25 protein-coding genes and 1 tRNA gene are annotated in these 24,567 nt (G+C 44.9%); 19 read left to right on the forward strand and 7 right to left on the reverse strand.

The window, feature by feature from the left end:
* The 4 genes from VX730_06405 to VX730_06420 form a co-directional block, all read right to left on the reverse strand.
* A partial coding sequence (locus VX730_06405) for a serine protease (GenBank protein MEC9292018.1) occupies positions 1 to 467 on the reverse strand: 467 nt, incomplete at its 3' end.
* Between the two features lie 9 nt (positions 468 to 476).
* The gene (locus VX730_06410; protein MEC9292019.1) at positions 477 to 1,232 is read right to left on the reverse strand and encodes a sulfite exporter TauE/SafE family protein; all 756 of its coding nucleotides are present in this window, start codon (positions 1,230 to 1,232) and stop codon (positions 477 to 479) included.
* A gap of 3 nt (positions 1,233 to 1,235) precedes the next feature.
* Positions 1,236 to 2,036, reverse strand: a complete 801-nt coding sequence (locus tag VX730_06415) for a hypothetical protein (protein MEC9292020.1) — start codon at positions 2,034 to 2,036, stop codon at positions 1,236 to 1,238.
* Complete coding sequence (locus tag VX730_06420; protein MEC9292021.1) at positions 1,996 to 2,790, reverse strand: peptidylprolyl isomerase; 795 nt, start codon at positions 2,788 to 2,790, stop codon at positions 1,996 to 1,998. The genes VX730_06415 and VX730_06420 overlap by 41 nt, the downstream gene beginning before the upstream one ends.
* A gap of 283 nt (positions 2,791 to 3,073) precedes the next feature.
* Here VX730_06420 and VX730_06425 point away from each other — a divergent pair, with 283 nt between their 5' ends.
* From VX730_06425 to VX730_06445, 5 genes are all read left to right on the forward strand, one after another.
* Positions 3,074 to 4,033: a peptidoglycan DD-metalloendopeptidase family protein gene (locus VX730_06425; GenBank protein ID MEC9292022.1), complete on the forward strand. Its 960-nt coding sequence runs from the start codon at positions 3,074 to 3,076 to the stop codon at positions 4,031 to 4,033.
* 110 nt (positions 4,034 to 4,143) lie between these two features.
* Positions 4,144 to 6,777, forward strand: a complete 2,634-nt coding sequence (gene secA / locus VX730_06430) for a preprotein translocase subunit SecA (protein ID MEC9292023.1) — start codon at positions 4,144 to 4,146, stop codon at positions 6,775 to 6,777.
* A gap of 213 nt (positions 6,778 to 6,990) precedes the next feature.
* Entirely contained in the window at positions 6,991 to 8,397 is a 1,407-nt protein-coding gene (gltX, locus tag VX730_06435; GenBank protein MEC9292024.1) for a glutamate--tRNA ligase, read from the forward strand.
* 9 nt (positions 8,398 to 8,406) lie between these two features.
* The gene (cysS, locus tag VX730_06440; GenBank protein MEC9292025.1) at positions 8,407 to 9,837 is read left to right on the forward strand and encodes a cysteine--tRNA ligase; all 1,431 of its coding nucleotides are present in this window, start codon (positions 8,407 to 8,409) and stop codon (positions 9,835 to 9,837) included.
* Positions 9,837 to 10,427 carry a nitroreductase gene (locus VX730_06445; protein ID MEC9292026.1) on the forward strand — a complete coding sequence of 197 codons (591 nt, stop codon included), beginning with the start codon at positions 9,837 to 9,839 and terminating at the stop codon, positions 10,425 to 10,427. Before cysS ends, VX730_06445 begins: the two co-directional genes overlap by 1 nt.
* Positions 10,428 to 10,471: 44 nt before the next feature.
* On the opposite strand, the gene VX730_06450 is transcribed toward VX730_06445, so the two are convergent.
* A complete protein-coding gene (locus VX730_06450; protein ID MEC9292027.1) occupies positions 10,472 to 11,314 on the reverse strand; it encodes a methyltransferase domain-containing protein in 843 nt (280 codons plus the stop codon).
* Here VX730_06450 and VX730_06455 point away from each other — a divergent pair.
* From VX730_06455 to VX730_06500, 10 genes are all read left to right on the forward strand, one after another.
* Positions 11,313 to 12,014, forward strand: coding sequence for a ComF family protein (locus tag VX730_06455; protein ID MEC9292028.1), 702 nt, complete (start codon positions 11,313 to 11,315; stop codon positions 12,012 to 12,014). The genes VX730_06450 and VX730_06455 overlap by 2 nt on opposite strands.
* A 19-nt stretch (positions 12,015 to 12,033) precedes the next feature.
* Complete coding sequence (grxC, locus tag VX730_06460) at positions 12,034 to 12,300, forward strand: glutaredoxin 3 (protein MEC9292029.1); 267 nt, start codon at positions 12,034 to 12,036, stop codon at positions 12,298 to 12,300.
* 218 nt (positions 12,301 to 12,518) lie between these two features.
* Positions 12,519 to 12,713: a 30S ribosomal protein S21 gene (gene rpsU, locus VX730_06465; GenBank protein MEC9292030.1), complete on the forward strand. Its 195-nt coding sequence runs from the start codon at positions 12,519 to 12,521 to the stop codon at positions 12,711 to 12,713.
* A 123-nt stretch (positions 12,714 to 12,836) separates the two neighbouring features.
* On the forward strand, positions 12,837 to 14,087 hold the full coding sequence (gene hisS, locus VX730_06470) for a histidine--tRNA ligase (GenBank protein ID MEC9292031.1): 1,251 nt from the start codon (positions 12,837 to 12,839) through the stop codon (positions 14,085 to 14,087).
* Between the two features lie 3 nt (positions 14,088 to 14,090).
* Positions 14,091 to 15,326, forward strand: coding sequence for a glutamyl-tRNA reductase (gene hemA, locus VX730_06475; GenBank protein MEC9292032.1), 1,236 nt, complete (start codon positions 14,091 to 14,093; stop codon positions 15,324 to 15,326).
* A 30-nt stretch (positions 15,327 to 15,356) separates the two neighbouring features.
* On the forward strand, positions 15,357 to 16,448 hold the full coding sequence (gene prfA, locus VX730_06480; protein MEC9292033.1) for a peptide chain release factor 1: 1,092 nt from the start codon (positions 15,357 to 15,359) through the stop codon (positions 16,446 to 16,448).
* Between the two features lie 2 nt (positions 16,449 to 16,450).
* Entirely contained in the window at positions 16,451 to 17,323 is an 873-nt protein-coding gene (prmC, locus tag VX730_06485) for a peptide chain release factor N(5)-glutamine methyltransferase (GenBank protein MEC9292034.1), read from the forward strand.
* Between the two features lie 5 nt (positions 17,324 to 17,328).
* Positions 17,329 to 17,925: a hypothetical protein gene (locus tag VX730_06490; GenBank protein MEC9292035.1), complete on the forward strand. Its 597-nt coding sequence runs from the start codon at positions 17,329 to 17,331 to the stop codon at positions 17,923 to 17,925.
* Between the two features lie 45 nt (positions 17,926 to 17,970).
* The gene (locus tag VX730_06495; protein MEC9292036.1) at positions 17,971 to 18,666 is read left to right on the forward strand and encodes a hypothetical protein; all 696 of its coding nucleotides are present in this window, start codon (positions 17,971 to 17,973) and stop codon (positions 18,664 to 18,666) included.
* A gap of 21 nt (positions 18,667 to 18,687) precedes the next feature.
* The gene (locus VX730_06500) at positions 18,688 to 19,341 is read left to right on the forward strand and encodes a protein-L-isoaspartate O-methyltransferase (GenBank protein MEC9292037.1); all 654 of its coding nucleotides are present in this window, start codon (positions 18,688 to 18,690) and stop codon (positions 19,339 to 19,341) included.
* A gap of 53 nt (positions 19,342 to 19,394) precedes the next feature.
* Here the strand turns inward: VX730_06500 and VX730_06505 are convergent, their stop codons facing one another.
* Positions 19,395 to 20,129, reverse strand: a complete 735-nt coding sequence (locus VX730_06505) for a fimbria/pilus periplasmic chaperone (GenBank protein MEC9292038.1) — start codon at positions 20,127 to 20,129, stop codon at positions 19,395 to 19,397.
* 99 nt (positions 20,130 to 20,228) lie between these two features.
* Between VX730_06505 and VX730_06510 the strand changes: the two genes are divergently transcribed.
* The 4 genes from VX730_06510 (at position 20,229) to VX730_06525 (ending at position 24,234) form a co-directional block, all read left to right on the forward strand.
* Positions 20,229 to 21,311 (forward strand): hypothetical protein, encoded by a 1,083-nt coding sequence (locus VX730_06510; GenBank protein MEC9292039.1) that lies wholly within the window; start codon positions 20,229 to 20,231, stop codon positions 21,309 to 21,311.
* A 93-nt stretch (positions 21,312 to 21,404) separates the two neighbouring features.
* Entirely contained in the window at positions 21,405 to 22,250 is an 846-nt protein-coding gene (locus VX730_06515; GenBank protein ID MEC9292040.1) for a 3'-5' exonuclease, read from the forward strand.
* A 279-nt stretch (positions 22,251 to 22,529) separates the two neighbouring features.
* Positions 22,530 to 23,417 (forward strand): hypothetical protein, encoded by an 888-nt coding sequence (locus tag VX730_06520; protein MEC9292041.1) that lies wholly within the window; start codon positions 22,530 to 22,532, stop codon positions 23,415 to 23,417.
* Positions 23,418 to 23,484: 67 nt separating this feature from the next.
* Entirely contained in the window at positions 23,485 to 24,234 is a 750-nt protein-coding gene (locus VX730_06525; GenBank protein MEC9292042.1) for a molybdopterin-binding protein, read from the forward strand.
* A gap of 203 nt (positions 24,235 to 24,437) precedes the next feature.
* Here the strand turns inward: VX730_06525 and VX730_06530 are convergent.
* A tRNA-Leu gene (locus tag VX730_06530) sits at positions 24,438 to 24,514 on the reverse strand.
* Positions 24,515 to 24,567 lie beyond the last annotated feature (53 nt).

A 24,567-nucleotide genomic window follows, 5' to 3' on the forward strand; every position in this document is an offset into this window, starting at 1 on the left:
AGAGTGAGCATTGCGTCAGGATGTGTCATCCCTTTGGTTTTAGCGCGTTGCTGGTATTTACCTGCAATGGTGCTAAGTTTGTGCTTTTGGCCAAATGGAAATCCGGCTGTACGAAGTTCTTCGCCTTTTTCAGGGTTTGAAGAGAGGGGGATGATGCTGGTGCTTGGCACACGCTCTCTGAGTTTAAGGATAGCGAAGTCAGCCTCAAGAGGTTCTGCTTGATAAATGACATCTGCACGAATGGATTTTTGTAATGTTGGAATCCAGACCCATGGGATCTCAACATCTTCAATCACGTGTCTATTGGTGAGAACAGTTGTGCCACCATACAGAACGCCACTGCCTTTACCACGGCTGTATTTTTCAATAAGAACCATGCGCTCTTTAAGGGCGTTATCGCTTACACACTCTGAGGCCCAAAGGCTAGAGCTAAAGAGGGGTATTGAAAGGAGCATTAAATATTTCATGGCTATGTCTTATGTAAGTACACCAAAGGCCTTAAGGGCAAGGTGCAGGGCAAGAAGCGTTAAAACAAACTTCATGATGCTGTAGAAACGCTCATTTGAAAGTTTTTCTAAAACAAGGTGTCTACCGCACCATGTGCCAGCAAAACCAATAAGTGACATGAGAACTATAAATGGAATGTACGGTGTCAGGATTACGCCAGCAGCCATGAAGCCAATAATTTTGGTGATGTGGTTCATCATCATGCCAAAGGCGGCAGTAGCTGTGTAATTACGCCTGTCCCACCTGAAGGTTCTAAGGATGACATTGATGAAGAAGCCGCTGGCACCAATAAACATACCTGTAAAGCCACTGGCAAAGCCTGCGCTTGGTAACAGTTTATGCCCCAGCCTCTCTGAAACGGGAGGAATGGGAATCCAGAGAATAATGATAATGAACAGAACAAGGATCATAGAAAGAAGCTTTTCAGGAATCTCTAAAATGAAAGCTGCTGGAAGGAGAGCCCCTGCTAGAGAACCCATCCCAAAAAGAAGGGCAGGTTTAAACTTAATGCGAGACCTAAGTAGGTAGCAGCGGCCTGTATTGGAAGCCAGTTGTACAAAGGCATGTACAGGAACGGCCAGCGTGATTGGCATAAAGTATGGGAACACCAGCATTAGAAGAATGCCTCCACCAAAGCCAAAACTAGCTGAGGTGAAAGATCCTATAAAGCTGGCAAAGGCCATAAGTGTTAGCTCTAAGCCTGAAAACTGAAAGATTGCTTCCACAGATTATTGAACCGTTGGCATAAGGAGCATGCCATTTTGCAGCGGCGGACCACTCAGGTGTTTAATGATGGCGCGGCTTGTGCCGTTACCGTTTCTCTCAAAAATAACAATTTCTGCTGCTGTTTGTGGAGCTTTGGCAGAAAGAAATACTGTGCGTTCTTGTACGCCAGATTGTTCACCAATATTGAGGATCGCGTGGTCTTTATCAATGATACCAACAACATGTGCTTGCCATTGAACTTGTTCAAGGGCTGGGAGAGCGTCAGTCAGAAGCATTGAGCTGATATCCTGCCAAGTCTCCTGAGGGATTTGTGGGCGTGCTGCTAGGGTTGGTGAAATCACAGAAATAGGTTCTGTGATATAGCGAATTTCACCCGTGTGAAAGACGTTACCGCTATAGGTGCTCAAGGCGTAAGGCACGCGAACCTCAAACGCGTTTGTTTTTGCTGCAAGCCTGCCGAAAGAAGGAACAGGGCCTTTTGCGAGTGTATCTTTTTGTATGTTTGGCATCGCAGAAATGAGGATTTGGCCTAAGTCGCGTTTATGAATGCCTTCTACAAAAGGGTCACGCTTAAGCTCAACCTGTAAAGCATCTGCAAGCTCTGGCATTGGTGAGCTTGGCTGTACTGAAAATCTATAAAGGGGTGTGGGCTGGGTAGGCGTTGTTGCCTGCTCTACCACTGGAGCTTCACTTGCTGCTGTACAACCCAAAAGCAACAAAGCCGCACAGAGGTGTACGGCTTGCCCAGATAGGTTGAATGATTTACTCAACAAGCGTGATGTCTGCTTTTTGACGTAGCTCATTTAGGTAACCTTCAATTGTAACTTGAGTCACACGCTGCTTAAGAATCGGCTTTAGCTCATCAAAAGTAGGTGCTTCAGGCGCTTTTGTATCTTCTAGCATAACAACGTGCCAGCCAAACTGTGTTTGGATAGGTGTTTTGCCAAATTCGCCTTTTGTCATGTCTTTTACTGCGTTTGAAAACTCAGGAACCATGTCTGCTGGGCGGAACCAGCCAAGGTCACCACCGCGGTCTTTTGTTGGGCCTGTAGAGTTTTCTTTTGCAAGCTTAGCAAAGTCTGCACCGCCTTCCAATTTCTTGATAAGAGATTTTGCTTCATCTTCTGTCTTTACAAGAATGTGGCGTGCTTTAAGTTGAGGCTGTGCGTACTTTTCTTTTTCAAGGTCGTATAGAGCCATGAGAGCGTCGTCGTTTGCAGCTTGGTCAACTTTCTTTTGTAGAACCATGCGTGTCAGAAGTTGTTTGCGAACTTCGTCCATTTGCTCTTTGAAAGATGCATCAGCTTCGATGCCTTCTTTTTTAGCGGCTTGGATAAGAAGAGACTGTTCAACAAGGTTGTTTAGAACGCGTGCTTTAAGTTCTTCGCCTTGCTGTTCAATAAGCTCTGCAGGAACGCCTTGAAGTTGAGCGTCAACTTCTTCTTGTGTAATTTTATCGCTGTTGACACGCGCAATCACCGTGCCTGATTCACCACCACATGCACTGAGTGATAGTGCGAGGAAAGTCGTTGCAAATAATGCTGATTTAAAGTTCATAGGAATGCACCTGTCTTTATTATTTTTAATGTGTGGAATAGGGTGCCTTTATTGTGACAAAAACGCAAGGGGTAATTCGGAAATCCGCATCAAAAAAAAGCATAAAGTTTGGAAGGTATATATAATTAGGCATATACTGTGCATAAGTTCTGTGGTACAAGATGCGTGTGAAAACACAGAATATATGATGTTTATTTAAGAGTTGGGTTAGACCATTAATAAACTAAAAACCATTTGGAATCATAAGCTTTACCTCAATATTGCACTTGGGGAAACTTCGTCTATGCGGGCTCTGACTTTCCGTACGATTTACTGTTTCCTATTCCTAATTGTAGGAAGTACGCTTGGTGTTCTAGGGCTTGCACGTGATGATGGCCGCGGTTTTAGTCTGCCAATGGTTTCTGCAAACCCTGAAACTCTAAAAGAAGAGCTAGCACGCCTAAAGCGTGAAAACGCTATGGCTGATGAGCAGCTGAAAGTTTTCGCTGAAGAAATTGGTGTGATGCAATCTAAGGTAGACCGCTATGACATGATTGGTGAAAAGCTGTTTAACGATGAAGAAATCGGTGACATGCTTGAAGATCATGTTCATGAAATTGAAGGTCAGGGTAGCGCTGAAAAGCCTGAAATAGATAAAAACGTTTCTCTACAAGAGCTCACAGAGCAGTTTGCTCAACTTAAGCATCGCACAGAAGATTTAGATGGCGTTATGAACGACGCACTTGAACTTGTGAATAAGTCATATCTAAACCGCGCATCCAAGCCAAATGTATGGCCTGTCATTAGTGATCGTACACGTCTCACATCTGCTTATGGCTACCGTAGTGACCCGTTCAGCGGTAAAAAGAAGTGGCACTCTGGTGTTGATATTGGTGGCGGTTGGAATGTTCCAGTTGTTGCTAGTGGTGAAGGAATTGTAACGTTTGCAGGTTACCGTTTTGCGTACGGCCAAATGGTTGAAGTGATGCACCCTGGTGGGTTCGTGACGCGTTATGGTCACCTCAACAAAACAGTGGCTAAAAACGGTCAAAAGGTAAAAGCTGGTGATACAGTAGGTCTTATGGGAAGCTCTGGGCGTTCAACAGGCCCACACTTGCACTTTGAGGTGCTTGTGGGTGGTGTAAAAGTAAATCCTTATGCCTTTATTAAGGACGATCGTATTCGCATGCGTCGTTACGCAGCAAACCTAAAAGCAATGAAGTCATCTTCTAAAATTGCTTCTGCAGACGTTCTGCAAAATTGATTCATTTCATCTTTTTCTAAAAATGGCCTGACGACAGCCTCATGTCGTGTTACAACATTCAAACTTAAAAGAATAAGAAGCTCTCCTAGGGGGAGAGAACAGGGGAAATAATGAGTTTTTCTAAAGTCTTGGGACTACATAAAATTTTCGGTACACGTAACGATCGTTACATTAAAAGCCTGATGCCAACAGTAGAGCGCATTAACGCGCTTGAAGAAGAAATGATGGGGCTTAATGATGAGTCATTGAAAGCCAAAACAACGGAGTTTAAAGAGCGCCTTGAAAAAGGTGAGGTGCTAGATAGCCTTCTACCTGAAGCGTTTGCCGTTGTGCGTGAAGCTGCAAAGCGTGCGCTTGGTTTGCGTGCATTTGATGTACAGTTGATGGGTGGTATGATTCTTCATCGCGGTAACATTAGTGAGATGAAGACAGGTGAAGGTAAAACACTTGTAGCAACATTCCCTGCGTACCTGAACGCACTGACTGGCCAAAGTGTTCACGTTGTGACGGTAAACGACTACCTTGCTAAACGTGATAGTGAGTGGATGGCTCAGGTCTTTAACTTCCTAGGCATGACAGTGTCTGCTCTTACAAACGACCTTCCTCAAGATAAGCGTAAAGACGCTTACGCATGTGACATTGTGTACGCGACAAACAACGAACTTGGTTTTGATTACCTGCGTGACAACATGAGCTTTACAGCTGAGCAGCAAGTTCAGCGTGATCTTGGTTTTGCTATTGTCGATGAGGTAGACAGTATCCTGATTGATGAAGCGCGTACGCCTCTTATTATTAGTGGTCCAACAGATGATAAAACAGGCCTGTACATGGTCATGAACAGCCTAGTTCCGAACCTAAAAGCTGGTGACCATTATGAAGTTGATGAAAAGAGCAAGTCTGTAGCACTAAGTGATGCTGGTATTGACGCAGCTGAAGAGATTCTGAAAGAGCAAGGTCTCATGGAAAAAGAGGACAACCTCTACGACATGCAGCACGTGATGCTTGTTCATCATTTGACTCAATCTCTGAAAGCGCATGCTACACTGCGTCGTGATGTAGATTACATTATCCACCAAGATCAGGTTGTTCTGATTGATGAGTTTACAGGTCGTATGACACCGGGTCGCCGTCTTTCTGAAGGTTTGCACCAAGCGCTTGAAGCGAAAGAAGGTGTGCAGATCCAGAATGAAAACCAGACAATGGCATCTATTACGTTCCAGAACTACTTCCGCCTATACGGTAAAATTGGTGGTATGACAGGTACAGCCGAAACTGAAGCTGAAGAATTTGAAAGCATTTACGGTATGGGTGTGATTGTTGTTCCAACAAACATCACAGTCTCTCGCAAAGATGAAGCAGATATTATTTACCGTACAGCTGAAGCAAAAATTAAAGCGGCAGTGAATGACATTAAAGCGTGTGCTGAGAAAGGCCAGCCTGTTCTTGTTGGAACAAGCTCTATTGAGAAGAGTGAAATCCTTTCTGAGTTTCTTAAAAAAGAACGCGTACAGCACGAAGTTCTCAACGCACGTCACCATGAACGTGAAGCTGAAATTATTGCACAGGCAGGTCGCCTTGGTGCAGTAACGATTGCAACAAACATGGCCGGTCGTGGTACAGATATTAAGCTAGGTGGTAACCTAGATCTTCTTCTTGAAGGTGTTGAGGGTGATGCTGAACGCAAGAAGGTTGAAGAGAAATACGAGCAGGAAAAAGCAAAGGTTATTGAACTCGGTGGTCTGCGCGTGATTGGTACAGAACGTAATGAATCTCGTCGTATTGATAACCAGCTCCGTGGTCGTTCTGGTCGTCAGGGTGATGCAGGTTCAAGTGTGTTCTACATCTCTCTTCAAGATGATCTGATGCGTATCTTCTCTAAGAACCTAGATGGCATGATGGCGCGTCTAGATATGCCAGAAGATGAAGCGATTCAAAGCCGCCTTGTAAGTGCTGCAATTGAAACGGCGCAGCGTAAAATTGAAGGTCGTAACTTTGAAGTTCGTAAGAGCCTTCTTAAGTTTGATAACGTTCTTAACGATCAGCGTAAGACAGTTTATGAGCACCGTAATGACATTATCCGTGATGAAGATTTGAGTGATGTGATTGAGGCTTACCGCCTTGAGGCACACCAAATGACGCACGCAAATACATTTGTTGGTAACTATGCTGAACAGTGGAATGTGGAATCTTACAAGGATGCTCTGCTTCGTTACTTTGATGTGAAGCCTGACGTAGATAAGATGGTTGAAGGTGGCAAGTCACCAGAAGCAATCTTTGAAGATGTTCAAAAGCATATTGAAGAAGTATGGAAGCAGAAGAACGAACGTCTTGGTGCTGAGGTTATGCGTAAGATGGAGAAGGGTATTCTTCTACAAGCGCTAGATATGCAGTGGAAAGATCACCTGCAACGCTTAGATTACTTGAAGCAAGGTATTCACCTGCGTGGCTATGGCCAGAAAGATCCACTAAACGAATTCAAGAAAGAAGCATTTGGTATGTTTAGTGATCTGCTTGATCGTGTACGTGATGAGACTGTCATGATCACATCTCGCGTAGATATTCGTCAGGAAGATCAGGCTGAGTTTCTAGAGCAAGATATGGCTGAAGCTGTTGTATCAGATGACTCACACGTGGACTTCTCTAAGATGGATATTCCTCGTAATGCACCTTGCCCATGTGGTAGTGGTAAAAAATTCAAGCATTGCCATGGAGCCGTTGAAGCAAAGTCTTCAGAAGTCGCTTAAAACACTACTAAACCTTACTGCAAATGGTTTCATATATGCAGTGCTCAGCCTTATGTATGTTTTATACACTGCGGCTTGCGCGCTTCTTATGAAACCATTTTCGTTTTCGGTTTAGCGTGTTTTATATGCCCTGCTTTGTGGGCTAGGTTTTTCATATGAGTCATGCTATAGTTTGTGCCTAATAATTCAGTTTTGAGGAGAGAGAAGTCAAAAATGACTGTTCGTGTAAGATTTGCCCCGAGCCCAACCGGGAAACTTCATGTTGGTAATATTCGTACTGCGCTGATGAATGCGCTCTATGCAAAACGCCATGGTGGCGCTTTTGTTCTACGTTTTGAAGATACAGATTTTGAGCGTGAAGTACGCGGTGCAGAAGACCAGATGCTAGATGATATGGCATGGCTAGGTATGTCACCTGATGAAGGCCCGCACAAGGATGGTGGCTTTGGTCCTTACCACACAATGGAGCGCGCTAAGCGTGGTGATTACGAAAAAGCGTTACAGAAGCTTTTTGCAGATGGTCGTGCGTATGAGTGTTTTGTGAGTAAAGATGAGCTTGATCTTATGCGTAAGATTCAAACGAGTCAGGGTAAGCCCCCTCATTACGATAACCGTCACCGTGACCTCTCTGAAGAAGAGAAAGAAGCTTTCCGTGCTGAAGGCCGTGAAAGCGTGATTCGTTTCAAACTAAACGAAGGTAAGATTCGTTTTGAAGATATGGTGCGCGGTACAGTAGAATTTGATGCCGCTAACCTTGGTGGTGACCCTGTTATTATCCGTAGTAACGGTGTTCCGATCTTTGCCTTTGGTGGCGCGGTTGATGATATCAACCAAGAAATCTCTCACGTGATTCGTGGGGAAGACCACGTAACCAATACTGCGATTCAGGTTCAGATTTTTGAAGCTCTTGGCGGTAACGTGCCAACGTTTGCGCATATGCCAATGCTGGCTGCTGAAGATGGCAGCAAGCTTTCTAAGCGTCTTGATAGTTTTTCACTGAAAGAAATGCGTGAAGACGGTTACCACCCACTCGCGATTTTGAACTACATTGCAAGCCTTGGCTTCTCTGAAATGCCAAAAGCATCTTCAGTACAGGAACTTGCTGAGCAAATTGATATTAGCAAAATGGGCCGCTCAACAGTGCGCCTAGATGTTTCTCAACTGAAGAAAGCGAATGCAAACATTCTGCATGAGCTGCCATACGAAGGTGCAAAAGGTTTCCTTGAAAATGTAGATGCTTGGAAACTTGTGCCAGATGCTCAGAAAGAGTCTTTCTGGATGATGGTGCGTGGTAACATTGAAAGCTTTGATGAAGTTGCACCAATGGTTGAAATTTGTTTTTCTGCTGACATGTCATCTCCTGAGCTTGAAGCGGATGATAAAAGTTATATTGAAGCAGCAGTTGAATGTTTGCCTGCTTCACCATATACAGAAGCGACCTGGCAAGAATGGACAGGTGTTTTGAAAGAGAAGACAGGCCGTAAGGGTAAAGCACTCTTTATGCCACTTCGTCTTGCGCTTACAGGTATGAGCCACGGCCCAGAGCTTGCTGGCCTTATGCCAATGATGGGCGAAGAATTGACTAAAAAACGTTTAGAAAGCGCTGCAAAAGGAGCGTAAGAAAAAGATATGAACACACATACATACAAACAAACTTTACCCCTTAAATTTTACAACACGCTAAAGCGTGAAAAAGAGGAATTTAAACCTCTTGTGAATGGTCAGGTGGGTATGTATGTGTGTGGTGTTACGCCTTACGATCATAGCCATGTGGGCCATGCGCGTGTGTATGTCGTATTTGATACACTGTACCGCTTCCTAAAGGCTGGTGGCTGGAAAGCAACTTACGTTCGTAACTTTACAGATGTAGACGATAAAATTATCGCGCGTGCTGCTGAGACAGGTGAAGATCCACTAAATCTTTCTAAGCGCTTTATTGAATCTTTTAAAGAAGACATGAAAGCCCTTAACGTACTGACACCAGATCATGAACCTCAGGTGAGTACACATATGCCTGAGATTATGGAAATGATTGGTGGGCTTGTTGAAAAGGATGCCGCTTACGTCACTAAGTCTGGTGATGTGATGTTCCGTGTTCCTGCTTTTGAAGGGTACGGAAAGCTTTCTGGTAAGAATGTTGAAGACCTGCAAGCTGGTGCACGTGTTGATGTGAACGAGGAAAAAGAAAATCCTGCTGACTTTGCACTTTGGAAAGCTGCTAAACCTGGTGAACCAAGCTGGGAAAGCCCATGGGGCGCAGGCCGTCCGGGGTGGCACATTGAATGTAGTGCCATGAGCAGTAAGTACCTTGGTAAAACATTTGATATTCACGCTGGTGGTGAGGACCTTCAGTTCCCGCACCATGAAAATGAAATTGCGCAAAGTGAAGCCTGCAATGGATGCCAGTACGTTACAACATGGCTGCATAACGCTTTTATTACGGTTGATGGCAAGAAGATGAGTAAATCTCTTGGTAACTTTACAACCATTAAAAATGTGCTTGAAAACTACCATGGTGAAGCGATGCGTCTGTTTATTCTAACAGCACACTACCGTAAACCTGTAGACTTTAGTGATGATGCTCTGGTTGCTGCAACAAAAGCTCTAGAGAAGTTTTACCGTGGCCTTTACAAGTCTATGCACCTTGAGATGGATAGCTCAAACTTTAATGAAGACATTTTGAGTGAGTTTTACGACTGCCTTGCAGATGACTTGAACACGCCGCAAGCCATTGCGATGATGCACCAAGCGCTGAAGAGTTTGAATAACAATCTTGATGCAGGCCAAAACGAGCATGCAGCACGCGATCGTGCGACGCTTCTGCATATGGGGCATGTTGTTGGTACGCTTTACCAAGATCCTAAAACGTATCTAGAAGGGAAGCCAACAAGTCTTTCAAGTGATCTCAGCGATGAAGATATTGCTGCGATGATTTCTGAGCGTAATGAAGCACGTAACAGTAAAAACTTTGCGCGCTCTGATGAGATTCGTGATGAGTTGATGGCGAAGGGTATTATGATTGAAGACAGTGCGACAGGTACAAGCTGGAGACGTGGCTAATGACGGCTGAAGTTTACAAAAACATTGCTGAGCGCCGTAGCGTAACAAAGGTTCTTGATACGCCTGTTGAGCGTGATGTGATTGAACGTATTCTCACGGCAGCTTGTTGGGCTCCAAGCCATTACAGAACATATCCTTGGCGCTTTACGGTGTTTGAAGGTGAGGGGCGTCATGCTCTTGCGGAAGCTATGGCTATGGGCGCAGCTGAGCGTACTGACGGTACGCCCAGCGAGAAAGAAGAAAAGGCAGCCATGATGTATCAAAAGGCGTTTCGTGCGCCAGTGATTATTACGGTACACGCAGCTGTTGGACGCTCTAAGTTTAAAAACCCACCAACATGGGAAGATATTGCTGCGACATGCGCAGCTTCTCAGAACTTGCTTCTTGCAGCTTCTGCTGAAGGCCTTGGTGCCATTTGGCGTAGTGGTGATGTCGTGAATTACCCTGCCGTACAAGAGCTTCTAAAGCTGGATGTGCAAGCTGGTGACACCATTCTTGGTTATGTGTATGTAGGGCACCCTGACCCTGATGCTGATGCACCGATGCGCCCTGCACCAAAGGTAAATGACTTTGTAACTTATGTTTCATAAAGAATAGGTTATTAAAAAAGGCAGCCAATGGCTGCCTTTTTTCTTTATGATTCAAGCTTCTTTTTAAGCGCTTCATCTAGGTTGATTTCAGCGCTGCCCGGTGCAAGAGGTTTTTGCTGACTTTCATGAGGGAACCATCCTGAAAGTGTCAGGATCTCAATTGTAAGGGGAAGCTTGCCATCTGGCAGGCTGAATGCTTTTGTGTAAGCTTTCTGCATTTTCTGTACGCGAGAGATTTGCCCGAGTGATGTGCCGCGGTCCGGGCGAAGGTTGGCAACCCCGTGAGCGCGCATATCACCGTACATATCAGCAAATTTGGGGTAAGTGACTGTGAGTTTATCTTTATCGACAACTGGGAGTGCAAACTTAAAGGTTTGCATCAGGGCCCCCATATCTTTGATGTCTGCAAATGGGCCTGTAATACCGTTCGTATCTTTAACGTAGCGGGCACTTTCTTTCCATTCGTAGAAAGATTCTCCACCCAACATGTTGGCAATGAGGAACCCATCTGGTTCAAGGGTTTTGCCTAGAGCAAGAAGGTGTTCAGGCAGGTCATCTAGTAGATGCAAGCATAGTGAGCTGATCACAAGATCGTATTGTCCTTCTTCTGCTTTGAGGGAGGATACTTGGCCTGAGGCATCAGCAAGGAGAGCTTCTGTTACGTTTGCTGTTGGGCAAACTTTTGCGACCAGTGCTGGAATAGGTGTTGGGGTAAGACTTACTACAAGAATATTTTTAAACTCTTTCTTTGCATCCAGAATGCGGTCAACAAGGTTTTCTGCAATATGCATCTCGAGAGGAGAGAAGACGCCTGCGCCGTGGCGTTTATGAAGTTTTGAAAGAAGGCGATCTCGGCCTGTGTGTCCAAACATTTTGTGCTTTTCCATGGGTTCGTTTACTATTGAGCGCATGATGGCGTTTTTAGGAGAAACAGGCAAGGGGATTCAGCGCGTTCTTGGCGCTTTTGTGGGGCAGACTTGCCCTGTATGCCTTGCTGTAACACAAGCGGAAACGCCGCGGTTATGTTTGAAATGTTTTAGTGAACTGAAAACATGGGACAAGGTTTTTCCACCAAGGCCAACTTTGCCTGATCATATAGATGGTTTTTTCGCACCGCTCTTATATGAAGAGGGCGCAAAGAGGCTGATTCACCAATATAAGTATTCTGATAAGCGTATGCTTGCTGAGGCCTTGCTGCCGTTTTTGATGCGTGAACTTGCGACTATTGATGAAGAAATTGAGAGTGTTATGGCTGTGCCGATGCACAGGAAGCGCCACTGGTGGCGCCAGTTTAACCAGTCCTATTTGCTGGCTGAAGGGCTTGCGGCGCGTGCAGGCCTTGCGCATGAAAGTGACTTTTTAGAGCGTTCTCGTTCAACGAGGCCTCAGCGTGGATTAAGTGCAAAGCATAGGAAAAGTAACCTTAAGGGTGCTTTTAACGTATTAGAAGATATGACAGGTAAGTCGGTTCTATTGATTGATGATGTATGGACCACTGGCAGCACCATGGAAGAATGTGCTAAGGTGCTGAAGAAATCTGGAGCGAACCGTGTGTTTGCTTTGACTATCTGTTTTGTTGAACCTTAACGTTTTATGGAGAAGAGTTATGGCGAAAGTTGTTATCTATTCAAAAGAATACTGCCCATTTTGTAAGGCGGTGAAAGCCCTGTTTGATAGCCTTGATCAGGCGTATGAAAACATTGATATTGCGGAGCATCCTGAGCGCCGCGATGAAATGATTGAAAAGGCAAACGGCCGTACAACGGTTCCGCAAGTGTTTGTGAATGGTAAGCATTTAGGTGGAAATGATGATGTGCAAGCCCTGCATAAAAAAGGTCAGTTGCAGCCACTCTTGTACGCTGAAGACGCTTAAAAGCATTTAAAGAAACCTGCTTTTTAAGTTTTTGTCAGCCTTAAGTGTTTCATACACTCTGCGGCCTTAAAAACATGAAAAATCAAATTTTTATATGCTTTTACAGGTTAAAGAGTCAAAAAGCCTTGCAATTTCTATTGCGATGGGTCATAAACACGAAGCATTTATTGAAGAATGCGAGAGTTTAACCAGAATTTCGAAAGTGAGGTGACTAGGGTATGGTACGCATTGATGTTCGTGAAAACGATGTCGAACACGCGTTGCGCAAGCTTAAAAAAGCGATGAACCGCGAAGGGATCATTCGTGAGATTAAGTTCCGCCGTCATTACGAAAAGCCGTTTGAAATCAGGCAGCGTAAGAAGCGTGAGGCAGAGCGCCGTATTCGTAAATCAGAATCTCGTCGCCCAAGCTAGGCACTTTCTGAAAAGCACCCCAAGAGGGGTGCTTTTTTTATTGTAAAAGGCCATGTGAATTTGTTGAAAAAATAGGCTCCTCGTGGTACAAAAGAGCTCATAAAAATGAGGCCTTAAAAAGATATGAATCTACAAAACCCACGTGGTACTTATGATGCGCTGCCTGAGATGTCAGAGCGCCTTCGTTTTATTGAAAATACAGCAGTAGAAGTTTTTAGACGTTATGGCTACGGTGAAATCCGTACACCTGTGTTTGAGCATATGGACGTTTTTGCCCGTAACGTAGGCGATAGCACAGATATCGTAAGTAAAGAAATGTACGTTTTTGATGATCGTGGTGGCGATAAAATGGCCCTGCGCCCAGAAGGGACAGCAGCGGTTGTGCGCGCATACTACTCAAACGGTATGAAGCAAAACCTACCTTTGAAGCTTTGCTACGCGGGTATTCCAGTTTTCCGCTACGAGCGTCCACAAAAGGGACGTTACCGTCAGCACCACCAAGTGGGGATTGAGTGTTTTGGTTATAATGGCCCAGAAACGGATGCTGAAGTGATTGCAGTTGGCTTTGCGCTGCTGCGTGCTCTTGGTATTGATGAAGGCCTTTACGTGACACTGAACAGTTTGGGTAGTAAAGAAGATCGCGTGAAATACCGTGAAGCTCTTGTGGCTTACTTTGAGCCTCACAAAGAGACATTGTCTTACGATTCAAAAGAGCGTCTTGGTAAAAATCCACTGCGTATTTTGGATAGTAAAGATGAAGGTGACCGTAAATTGATTCCTGATGCTCCCAAGATGGAAGATTACTTGTCTGCTGAATCTAAAGCGCACTTTGAAGCGGTAAAAGCAGGGCTTACAGCACTTGATATTCCTTACAAAGTTGACCCGACACTTGTACGTGGTTTGGACTACTACACGCACACTGTATTTGAAATTCACAGTGATAAACTGGGCGCACAAAGCCAAGTGATTTCTGGTGGCCGTTACGATGGCCTTGTTGAACAGATGGGTAAAGATTCTGTTGCAGGTATTGGCTTTGGGTCTGGTACAGAACGCCTGGAAGCGATTATGCGAGACATGGATATGAAGCGCCGACCTGTGAGCTTTATTGCGATGGGTGAAGGCACAAGTGTTGAAGCTCTACGTATTGCAGATAAGCTGCGTGCGGTAGGCCTTTACGCTGATGTTGCTCTTGATGGCGGTAGCTTTAAGTCTCAAATGAAGCGCGCAAACAAGCTGAACGCATGCTATACCGTGATTATTGGTGAAGATGAAATGGCCTCTGGTGAATATCAGTTGAAAGACATGGATTCTGGTGAGCAGCAAGCATTGAAAGCTGATGACCTTATTGCTTACTTGACGAGAGCAGGACAGTAATTCATGACAGGCGGATATGTCATTGGTCTAGATCATCACAAAGCTCCACTAGAGCTTCGCGAGCGTATTGCCGCAGTGAGTGATGACATGCTGCTTGACTTGGTTCCGCCTCATGTCAGTGCGATGGTTCTTTCAACATGTAACCGTTATGAAGTTTACACAGCCCCAAGCGAAGACTGGTGCGTGAGCATGGTGCCTTATCTGCTTTCTGAGCGTTCGGGTATTTCTGTAGATGAGTTGCGCCCCGTGCTGTATCAGCGTCATGGACGCGCGGCGGTAAAGCACGGCTTTGCTGTGGCGGCATCGCTTGAGTCTATGGTGGTTGGTGAACCACAAATTTTAGGTCAAATGAAGAGCGCTTATTTGAAGTCTCGTGAAGTTGGCCGTGCGGATAGCTACCTTAACCGCTATCTTGAAAGCGCGCTCCGTGTTGGTAAGCGCGTTCGTCATGAAACCTCACTTGGGCAGGGAAAAGTTTCTGTTGCCAGTGTTGGTGTGGATGTGGCGAAAGATATTTTCGGTGACCTAAAGAACTGTAATGTTCTTCTTGTTGGTGCTGGTGATATGTGTGAGGCGGCTGCGCTTCATGCTAAAAACAAGCAAGCTGGCAGTATTTCTGTTGTGAACCGTACAGTAAGCAAAGCGGAAACGTTAGCTGCTAAAGTGGGCGGGAGTGCTTACGGCCTTGACCAGTTACAAGAGGTCCTTGTGAAATCTGATGTAGTGATTACATCGACGTCAAGTGAAGTACCTTTGATGACAAAAGAGATGATGTCGGATGTGCTTAAAGCTCGTAAATACAAGCCAATGCTTCTAGTTGACTTGGCTGTGCCACGTGACGTGGCAGCAGATGTTGAAAGCCTTGACGGTGTGTATGTTTATGATATGGACGCCCTTGCTCAGGTGGTGAAACAGTCTGAGAAAAAGCGTGTTGATACCATGAAAGATGCTTGGCAAATTGTTGAGGATGAAACCTCTTCATTTGTGAATTGGAGTGAAAGTCGTCAGAAGGTACATATGATGAGCCAATTGCGTGGCCATGTTGAGCAAGTTCGCCAAGACGTACTGACAAAGCTTGGTGGCACGCCTGAAGCTGAAGAAGCCACACGCCTATTTATGAACACGCTGCTACACACCCCAAGTAAAGCCGTTAAAGGTGAAGGTGTCGGCACAGATGATATTGAGAAGATGGTTGAATTTATGACGGGTGATAAATGCCCGCGTCAAAAATCTTTATAATTTTTTGAGAAGAGAGAGAAGGAAAAACCTATGGATTTAATGCCTCGTTTGGAACAGCTTGAGAAACGTCACGCTGAACTATCTGACCTATTGGGTCAGCCTGATGCAACCAATGATATGGAGCAGTTTACGCGTTTTAACAAAGAGTATTCTGATTTGACGCCTGTGGTTGAAGCTTTCTCAGCTTATAAGGGTATGCTCAGTGAAAAAGAAGATCTAGAAGCGATGCTTGCGGATAAAGATACTGATGCTGATATGAAAGAAATGGCGCAGGAAGAATATAACGCTGTGCTTAAGGCCATCCCTGAATCAGAAGAAAAGCTGAAAGTTCACCTGATCCCTAAAGATAAAGATGATGACCGTAACGTTATTATTGAAGTGCGTGCCGGTACTGGTGGTGATGAAGCCGCTTTGTTTGCAGGTGATATTTTCCGTATGTATGCGCGCTTTGCAGAAGTGAATGGCTGGAAGACAGAAATACTGGAAGAGTCTGCTGCTGAAGTTGGTGGTTACAAAGAAGTTGTCGCACAAATTACTGGTGTTGGCGTATACGCTAAAATGAAGTTTGAATCTGGTGTACACCGCGTACAACGTGTGCCTGAAACAGAATCACAAGGCCGTATTCATACAAGTGCCATTACAGTTGCTGTTCTGCCAGAAGCTGAAGAAGCGGATGTAAACATTGAGGCAAAAGATCTGCGTATTGATACATACCGTGCAAGTGGTGCTGGTGGTCAGCACGTCAACACGACAGATAGTGCTGTGCGTGTGACGCACATTCCAACAGGAATTGTGGCCCAGTGTCAGGATGAAAAATCTCAGCATAAGAACAAGGATAAAGCGATGAAAATGCTGATTGCACGTGTGCATGACGCGGAGCGTGAGCGCCTTGAAAGTGAGCGTAGTGCTGACCGTAAGAGCCAAGTAGGGAGTGGCGACCGTAGTGAGCGTATCCGTACGTATAACTTCCCACAAAGCCGCGTGACAGATCACCGTATTAACCTGACAAAGCATAACTTGGATGAAATTCTTTCAGGTGAGGGTCTCAGTGAAGTTGTTGAATCTCTTACAGCAGAAGATCAAGCACGTAAGCTTGCAGCAATGGCTGAGGACGCTGCCTAAATATGACCGTAAACCCTGCTTCTCACAGTTTTGAAAGTGCGTTGAAATATGGCACATCTAAGCTGCTTGAAGCAGGCGTTGACACCCCATCTTTAGATGCCGCAGTTCTGCTTGAGTATGTGAGTGGCTATTCTAAAGTTGAATTGATTATTCACTCTAAATCAAATATGAGCGCTGCACTCTTCCAGCTTTATGATGATGTATTGTCTCGCCGTGAGAAGAAAGAGCCAGTAGCTTACATTACTGGTGAAAAAGAGTTTTGGAGCCTTACGCTTAAAACGCATCCAAATGTACTGATTCCACGTCCTGATACAGAAACACTTGTTGCTGCTGTTGTTGGGCTAATTGCCGATAAGAATGCAGAGTTTGAGTTTGTGGATGTAGGTTGTGGAACAGGGGCTATTTCTCTCAGTATTCTTAAAGAGTTTCCAAATGCCAAATGCACAGCCGTGGATATTAACCCTGATGCACGTGCGCTTACTCTTGAAAATGCAAAGTCTCTTGGGTTTGAAAATCGCTTAACGATTTCAGGCAAACCTTGGCTTGATGGTATTGAAGAGACAGTTGATATGATCCTTTCAAACCCGCCGTATATTACGGTTCAGGAAATGGCTGAACTGATGCCAGATGTGAAGGATTATGAACCGCACCTTGCACTTGAAGCCGGTGAGGACGGACTTGATGCCTACCGCGCACTTGTGCCACAGCTGGAAAGTAAGCTGAAAGCAGGGGGCGTGGTTCTTTTTGAAATTGGCATGAAGCAGGCCGAAGATGTGGTATGCTTATTGAATAAGAATGGGATGACTGACGTACAAGTGATCAGAGACCTTGCAGGTAAAGATCGTGTGGTTGGTGCTGTGAACCCTAAAAAATAAGAAGAATGAAAGCGTTTAACATGACATTCAAACCGCTTGTTATGGCTCTATCTATTGGCCTTGTTGCCTCTATTTCTGCTTGCCAAAAATCGACTCCAACTGGCAAAGTTAAAGTGATTTCGCCATACACATTCCATATGACAAAAATTACAGATGGCCGCGAGGCACATGCAACTGCGCTTTCTGCGCTAAAATACAGTGATGCTTACCCATTTAAAGCGTCACGAATTTCTCCATTTATTACAGAAACTCTGAACGTAGATCTGTTTGCATATGAAGATGCTTATATTGATTTACACCTTGTAGACTACGCCTCTATTAAAGGGCCTAAAGAATTTACGCTCTCATATGTACTGGATTACACAGTAAGACGTGCGAAGAATGGTGAAGTGATGGCGCAAGATAACTTTATCTGCCGTGAAGATGGCCGCGCTGGGTTCCAAGCTGCTGAAACGCTCGCAGAAGTTTCCGAAGGAAAAATGCCAACAGGGCAGGACGAGAAAGTTTGGAACAGACTTGAAAAACAATGTATGATGACTCTTACAAACAAGCTGGCAGTTGAAACACTAGCTTGGCATAATGCAAAACTTGCTGAGAAATAAGAAAAAGAAAGCAGTAAAGATATGGCTTTATACCGCAATTTGATCATGGCTTCAGTAGCAGCACTCTCTGTGAGTGCATGTATGGTTACTGTTCCTGGAACAGACCAAACTCTTCTTGGCCCTGGTGGCATTAAAAAGCAGCTGACTTTCTCTGATATGAGCGGGATTACAAGCGCAATGAAGAATGAGCCTTTTGATGTTCGCCTTATTCGCTATACTGATGATCGCTCGGGTTCGAACATGGTGCCTCTTGGCACAGACGATATTATTTATGAATATGATAATGATAAACTTACGCAAGGTGTAGATGTGCGTTTGCCAGGTCTTGTGCAGAGTCATTTTAACTTTGGTGTGAGAAATGATCATTTCTATACGGTTGAAATGTCATTGAAGCACTTTAGAAACTACATTCAAACAGGAACACTCCTGACAACGCGCTTTGGTAGCTATGTAAGTGAAGTTGAAATTGAGATGCTGGTGCGTGATATCAACAGCAATGTCTTGTTCCGCGATACATATTCAAGTGAGTTTGTGACTAAACGTCCGCCAGTTGATGGACGTCATCCAAATGAAAAGCAAGATCGTAAGAAGATGCTTGAAACAATGAATGAAGCCGTGAAGCGTATTGCGTTCCGTACAGTTTGGGATATTAGAAATTGGCACCATGGTAAATATCCAAAGCATATTCAAGCAATCACGCCAGTAGATAGTGCTGATGGTATCTATCAAGAATCTTATTAAGATATAGAAAGAGGCTTATATATGAACTACGCTGAGGCTCGTAAAAACATGGTAGAGTGTCAACTTCTACCAAATAAACTGACAAACCCAGAGCTTATCAAAGCTTTTGCTGATGTACCACGTGAAGATTTTGTGGCGCAGGAAATGAAAGCTGTTTGCTACATGGATGAGTATGTAACAAGTGGCGCAAACCGTTCACTTTTCCCACCTCAAGTTTTGGCTCAAATGCTTCAAGCCTTGGATGTGAGCGAAGACCATAAGGTTCTTGTTGTGGCTTGTGGTACAGGTTACAGTTCAGCACTTCTGCGTAAAGTGACACCAAATGTGTGGGCGCAAGAGGATAATGAAGAACTCCGCGATATCTCTCGCCATATGTTTGGCGGTAAAGGCTCAGAGACAATTAATTGGGTTAAAGGTTCAGCACAAACAGGTTATAAGAAAGAAGCACCATATGATCGCATTCTTTTAAATGAGCCTGCAGATGTTGTGCCTGAAGATATTAAAACTCAGCTTAAGGATGGCGGGAAGCTTGTTGCTGTTCTTAAAGGTGCGGATGGTCTTATGGAAGCAACAGTTCTGACGCGCTCAGGTAAAACATTCTTTACGGAAACACTGTTTGAAACGCATGGTGTTTCATACGAAGCCTTTAAAGAAGAAGAAAACTTCGTCTTTTAAGTTTACTGGTATTAAAAAAGAGCCCCGTTTGGGGCTCTTTTTAGCTGAGGCTTTTAAAAGCCTGCGTTTGAGTATGCGCTCACCGAAATTGGTGGCTGAATTTGGTCGTAAATACGGTAGTACCACTCTTCAATAGCAAGGTGACCAGGGAAATCAAACTTACGAGTTTGACCTGGGTAAACGCGACCAGGAGAGATCATTTGGCAATCTTTATCTTTTTTGCCTTCCTCACAGTACTCTCTCATGCGCATGAAATCGAGAGAGACGTTTCCTTCGTTGATGATCGTAATGCCTGTGTCATCACGTTCCCACTTGAATTTAGGTGCAGGATTTTTAGGAGAGACAAGAATCAGCATGCCTGAGCTTTGTAAAAGGTCGAGACCAAAAACAACTTTATCCGTGACTTCGTTATCTTCAATTTTTACCGGTGTTGGGTAAAAACCAATACGGTACACTTTTTCCTCGTTATCTAGAGGCTTTGTGTAAACAAGGCGAACTAGTCTGTTCTCTTTAGCACGGAGCGGGAACTGGTTTGGTGCCATTAGGAAGTCTGTTGTCGCAATAGTCCGCTCATCTGGCGTGTTTTTGTTAATATCACGCTCGATTTTAACAACAATGTTAAAATCTTTGTTTTGATATTTATTGGAAACTTTTACGTTTTGAATTGGACGCTCACCCGCGCGGAAATAGCGCTGAACACCGTCTGGCGCTACTTGTGAAACTGCTGGTAGTGAGCATAGCGTCAGTGAGCATAGGAGTGCTGTACTGAGAAATTTTTTGTTTTTCATTATTTTCCCTCTTGAAAATCGCTCTTTTGTAACAGATTATACCAATATCAGTAAAAATCCAATCTTTCCTTTTCTCAACCCTATCAAGGAACACGCAAAATGTACGTTCCCAGACACTTAAGAGCAGATGCTCTTTGGAAAAACATGAAGACTGGCAAGAAAGAAACTCATCTTCTGTTAACTGGTGGTGGGTCTCTTGGTAGTTTTCAGGCTGGCCAGCTGGTGAGTCTTCTACTTGGAGCAAAGGCCACAAGCCTTTTAACTCCTGAGCGAGCCAAAGCCTATCTCTCTGGAGAAGATGAAGCGCTGGATATTTTGAAGGCAATGCCGAAGGCATGGTTTAAAATTGCTTCTATCTCTGGCGTGAGCGCTGGGGCTTGTAACTTGGCTATTCTTGGAAGTAGCCTTGCAAAAGGCCAAGAGAAGGTGAACCGCCTTGATGCGGCAGCACACCTAATCTTGTTTTGGTTGCACGATGTACCAAGTATGCCAAGTCAGCTTTTTCATGGGCGCTTTCATGCCATGAGCAAAATGCCAACCTCTATGCGAGGGTGGCTGGATTATATGGACCTGTTCACGAAAGCTGTGCCTGCTGAGATTAATCCCATCATCCAAGCTGTAGAAAAGCATGCAAACTTTGATCTCATTCGTGCAAGTGACCTGCCTTTGTATGTTGCTGTTACGGATATTTCAGCTGATCAACCTGTTATTCTCACCAATCAAAATCTGGAAGCCCGCATGATTGCTGCTTCTGGTGCCATTGATGAGTGGGGCATGCAGCCAGTTGAAGGTCTCGGTGAGGGCGCTTACCACCACAATCCGTTCATGCACTTTCTCGCAGATGAGGAAGAGCGGAGTGATGAAGACCCTGATTGTGTCTTAATGCTTAGGCTTGACCATAATTTGGTTGGATCAAAGAGTCGTTCACAAGAAGCACGGCAGGCCGCCTCCATGGTGAAAACGTTTCATGCCCCTATCAAACGGGATATTGAGCGGATTCGCAGGAAAAACAAAAAAGAAGGTCGTGTGATTCGCTTGTTTGAATCTGGTTTGAAGCGGAGTTATCGCTTTAAGCCTGAGGATAAAGCCAATACCGATCAGGCTTTTTTAGTGCAGGCTTTTGTTTCTGGCCTGCAAGAAGGGCTTGAACTTTTGGCCGGCGGCTTTAAAAAGCGCATATAAACGATAGAAAACACCGCAGAGAAATCTGCGGTGTTTTGCTTTTTGCTCAGAATATAGCTATGATGTGCGCATAATTTTGAAAGGCACTCTCTTATGCAGCACAGAACTCTTTTTGTATTTGATATTGAAACCATTCCAGACACTGATGCAGTGTATAACCTGACTGGATCGGAAGAGAAAGATGTGCCAAAGCTCCGTGAAGAGCTTGAAGAGTATCACCTCGATGTTACAAAAGGGAATAATGCTTTCCCGCGCCAACCTTTCCACCGCGTTGTAGGCATTAGTTTTGTTGAAGCTGAAATTGAGCGCGAGCGTGTCGGGAATCAGACATTTGAGAGCTATCACCTTAAAGATGTGCGCAGTGGCGGAACTGAAAAAAGCTCTGAGGAAGAGCTGGTGAAAGGCTTTTTCCAATACATGGCACGTAATACACCACGGTTGGTGAGTTTTAATGGGCGTGGGTTTGACCTTCCTGTTTTGAAATACCGTGCGATGAAACATAACATTTCAGCGCCGTGGCTGCATCAAAGTGGCGATAAATGGAACAGCTATACAAGCCGCTACAGTCCGGATTGGCATTGTGATCTGATTGAAGTGCTTTCTGATTACGGGGCTTCTGCTCGTGTTAAGCTGAACGAAGTATGTTCTATTCTTGGATTCCCTGGAAAATTCGGGGCAGATGGTTCCAAAGTGACTGAGATGTTTGATAATGGAAATGTGGATGAAATCCGTCATTATTGTGAAACAGACGTGCTGAATACATACCTTGTTTACCTCCGCCAACAACATCATACAGGTGTCCTCACAAAAGAAGGCTATAACGCTTCAATTAGTGCGGTTATTCGTTTTATTGAAACAGAGGGTGAGAGCAGAACGTACCTGAAAGATTTCCTTGCGGCTTGGCATGATGCCTGCGATGGCAAATTTTTAATGGATTAAAGAGACTGTATAGAACACTTTTTCTCTTGTTATTCGGCTTAAGTACCATTTTGTACTTGGCGCCTCATACAAGTTAAAAATTGAATCTATACAACCTCTTTTAAAAAGAAACACATTATCTGATATAAGGGGCTTGAAAAGCTCCTTTTTTTATACCATACCTTATCTAACTCGTATATCTGACCTCTCCCGTTTCGCTGGCATCTGTGCTGGTATGGGCTGTAGGTAGCGAGTTTTCTGTAAATGGGCAACTCGCCCCACATCCCAAAGGAGGTCGTTATGACCCGTACTAACATGTCCCCGCAAGTGGCACATTTGATGGAACTGCTGGAATTCGGTTCCGACAACATCTTCATGGCCCAAGGCCGCAAAGCTGCTCACATCCGCACCCTGCACCATCTGGGTGTTTGGCTGAAACGGCAAGGTGACTTCGGCAAGGGGTTTTTCACTCCCGCAGAACTCATCGAAAGGCTCGGCTACACCGTAAAAGTGGTCGGATCAGCATTTTCGTTCGCTATGTCGGAAAATACCGATGGCTCTGCCACGGTTTACACCGGCCTGACAACGGAAGACCTGGGCGGTGGTACCACACCGTGCCGGAACGTTGCTTCTGGTGAATGGGAGCCTGACCGTCAATCTGAGGTCAAAGGTGCTGCGATTCAGGCCATGCGTGAAACGCTTCTCGGCACCACTGTGCGTGAAATGCGTGAAGAAACGGCTGTTGAAGCCAATCCTGAGCAGATGAAGTTCGTCGGCGTTGCTTTGGTTCTGAAGCCAGAACACAATACGATCTATGTCGTTCACTACTATTTCTACGCCATGACGGTGGAAGAAATGGACTCGGCAATTGCGGCAATGAAAAAGCGCCGTGCTCTGCCGGAAGATCAGTGGAACCCAGAAGAAGACTTCGAGACCTATGGTCTGGTACGTCGCAACCTTCTGGATCTGGACCTGCCGCGGATGTTCCGTCAGCGCAATGAAGATGCGAAGATTGATGGTTTGCCAGTGGCACACCGCAAAGATCGCGTGCTTCTGCGTTTGCTGTACAAGCATGCGCGTCCGCTGTATCAGCAGCTGATGCAGAACAGCAAAGCGGATCCTCATGATCTGGTCGAAATCGATGAACTTCTGTCCGGCAAACGCTGGGAGAAGAAAAACGCATCATAAGATGACTTTAGCAAGCCCCCTTTTTAGGGGGCTTGTTGCTTTTGGGATTTAGGCTTATATTAAATGCATGACACATTCAAATCCGACATGCGCAGTCCTTCTTATAGGAAATGAACTTCTTTCTGGTCGTACAGAAGATGCTAACCTCAATTATATTGCTAAAAAGATGAGTGCCCATGGTATTCGTTTAAAAGAGTGCCGTGTGGTTGAGGATGACTTTGATGATATTATTCCAGCACTCAACGAGCTTCGCCAGAAGTACACATATGTATTTACAACAGGTGGCATTGGGCCAACACATGATGATATTACCGTTGAGGCGATTGCCCGCACATTTGGTGTTTCTGTTTATAGAGATGAAGATGTGGTGAAGGACTTTTATGAGCACTACGCTGATAAGGTGAATGAGAATATGCTCAAAATGGCATGCTTCCCTGAAGGAGCTTGCCTTATTAAGAATAAGATTTCAGTCGCTCCAGGCTTTGCAAAAGAAAATGTTTATAGCTTTGCAGGCATTCCAGTTGTAATGCAAAGTATGCTGGACGCTGTGATTCCAATGCTTGAGAAGGGGAAGGGCGTTATTTCTAAATCTATCCATTCGCTGGCTAGAGAGAGTCTGATTAGTGATGCTTTTGAAGCCATTCAAAATGAGCATCCCGATTTAGACCTTGGCAGTTACCCTGCTGTAAATAGTAAAGAGGGCGGCACAACTCTTGTTGTGAGTGGTACAGACCGAGCAGACGTGGAGGCGGCTTTTGCCAAGGTCGTTTCTATGATTAAAGAGATGGATATAGAGATTGTTGAAATTGTTGAGTAGAAAGAACTCAAAAATAAAAGCTCCCAGATAGGGAGCTTTTATTTTGGTGGTCGTGGCCGGATTGATGAGAGCATTGCTTTCACCCTTCGGGTCCCTCACTGCATTCGGTTTTTGCGCTGCGGGCTGTTGCCCTTGCTGTCAAACCTGCGGTTTTCGCCGGGCTTCCCCACAAAATAAAAACTCCCTTGCGGGAGTTCTCATTTTGGTGGTCGTGGCCGGACTCGAACCGGCACTGGAAGGATTTTAAGTCCTCTATCTCTACCAATTGGATTACACGACCACCGGCTATTGGTGATAGCTATTCGCATCTCGCGAACCGACGCTAATCTATAC

Source organism: Pseudomonadota bacterium (assembly GCA_036141575.1).
GTDB lineage: Bacteria > Pseudomonadota > Alphaproteobacteria > UBA2136 > JAPKEQ01 > JAPKEQ01.

Coding starts and splice junctions, on each gene's coding strand:
- VX730_06510 (MEC9292039.1), top strand. CDS start 20,229: ATGTACGTTCCCAGACACTTAAGAGCAGATGCTCTTTGGAAAAACATG.
- prmC (MEC9292034.1), top strand. CDS start 16,451: ATGACCGTAAACCCTGCTTCTCACAGTTTTGAAAGTGCGTTGAAATAT.
- VX730_06525 (MEC9292042.1), top strand. CDS start 23,485: ATGACACATTCAAATCCGACATGCGCAGTCCTTCTTATAGGAAATGAA.
- secA (MEC9292023.1), top strand. CDS start 4,144: ATGAGTTTTTCTAAAGTCTTGGGACTACATAAAATTTTCGGTACACGT.
- gltX (MEC9292024.1), top strand. CDS start 6,991: ATGACTGTTCGTGTAAGATTTGCCCCGAGCCCAACCGGGAAACTTCAT.
- hemA (MEC9292032.1), top strand. CDS start 14,091: ATGACAGGCGGATATGTCATTGGTCTAGATCATCACAAAGCTCCACTA.
- prfA (MEC9292033.1), top strand. CDS start 15,357: ATGGATTTAATGCCTCGTTTGGAACAGCTTGAGAAACGTCACGCTGAA.
- VX730_06420 (MEC9292021.1), bottom strand. CDS start 2,790: ATGAACTTTAAATCAGCATTATTTGCAACGACTTTCCTCGCACTATCA.
- VX730_06450 (MEC9292027.1), bottom strand. CDS start 11,314: ATGGAAAAGCACAAAATGTTTGGACACACAGGCCGAGATCGCCTTCTT.
- cysS (MEC9292025.1), top strand. CDS start 8,407: ATGAACACACATACATACAAACAAACTTTACCCCTTAAATTTTACAAC.
- rpsU (MEC9292030.1), top strand. CDS start 12,519: ATGGTACGCATTGATGTTCGTGAAAACGATGTCGAACACGCGTTGCGC.
- VX730_06415 (MEC9292020.1), bottom strand. CDS start 2,036: ATGAGCTACGTCAAAAAGCAGACATCACGCTTGTTGAGTAAATCATTC.
- VX730_06445 (MEC9292026.1), top strand. CDS start 9,837: ATGACGGCTGAAGTTTACAAAAACATTGCTGAGCGCCGTAGCGTAACA.
- grxC (MEC9292029.1), top strand. CDS start 12,034: ATGGCGAAAGTTGTTATCTATTCAAAAGAATACTGCCCATTTTGTAAG.
- VX730_06490 (MEC9292035.1), top strand. CDS start 17,329: ATGAAAGCGTTTAACATGACATTCAAACCGCTTGTTATGGCTCTATCT.
- VX730_06455 (MEC9292028.1), top strand. CDS start 11,313: ATGGGTTCGTTTACTATTGAGCGCATGATGGCGTTTTTAGGAGAAACA.
- VX730_06425 (MEC9292022.1), top strand. CDS start 3,074: ATGCGGGCTCTGACTTTCCGTACGATTTACTGTTTCCTATTCCTAATT.
- VX730_06500 (MEC9292037.1), top strand. CDS start 18,688: ATGAACTACGCTGAGGCTCGTAAAAACATGGTAGAGTGTCAACTTCTA.
- VX730_06520 (MEC9292041.1), top strand. CDS start 22,530: ATGACCCGTACTAACATGTCCCCGCAAGTGGCACATTTGATGGAACTG.
- VX730_06505 (MEC9292038.1), bottom strand. CDS start 20,129: ATGAAAAACAAAAAATTTCTCAGTACAGCACTCCTATGCTCACTGACG.
- VX730_06515 (MEC9292040.1), top strand. CDS start 21,405: ATGCAGCACAGAACTCTTTTTGTATTTGATATTGAAACCATTCCAGAC.
- hisS (MEC9292031.1), top strand. CDS start 12,837: ATGAATCTACAAAACCCACGTGGTACTTATGATGCGCTGCCTGAGATG.
- VX730_06495 (MEC9292036.1), top strand. CDS start 17,971: ATGGCTTCAGTAGCAGCACTCTCTGTGAGTGCATGTATGGTTACTGTT.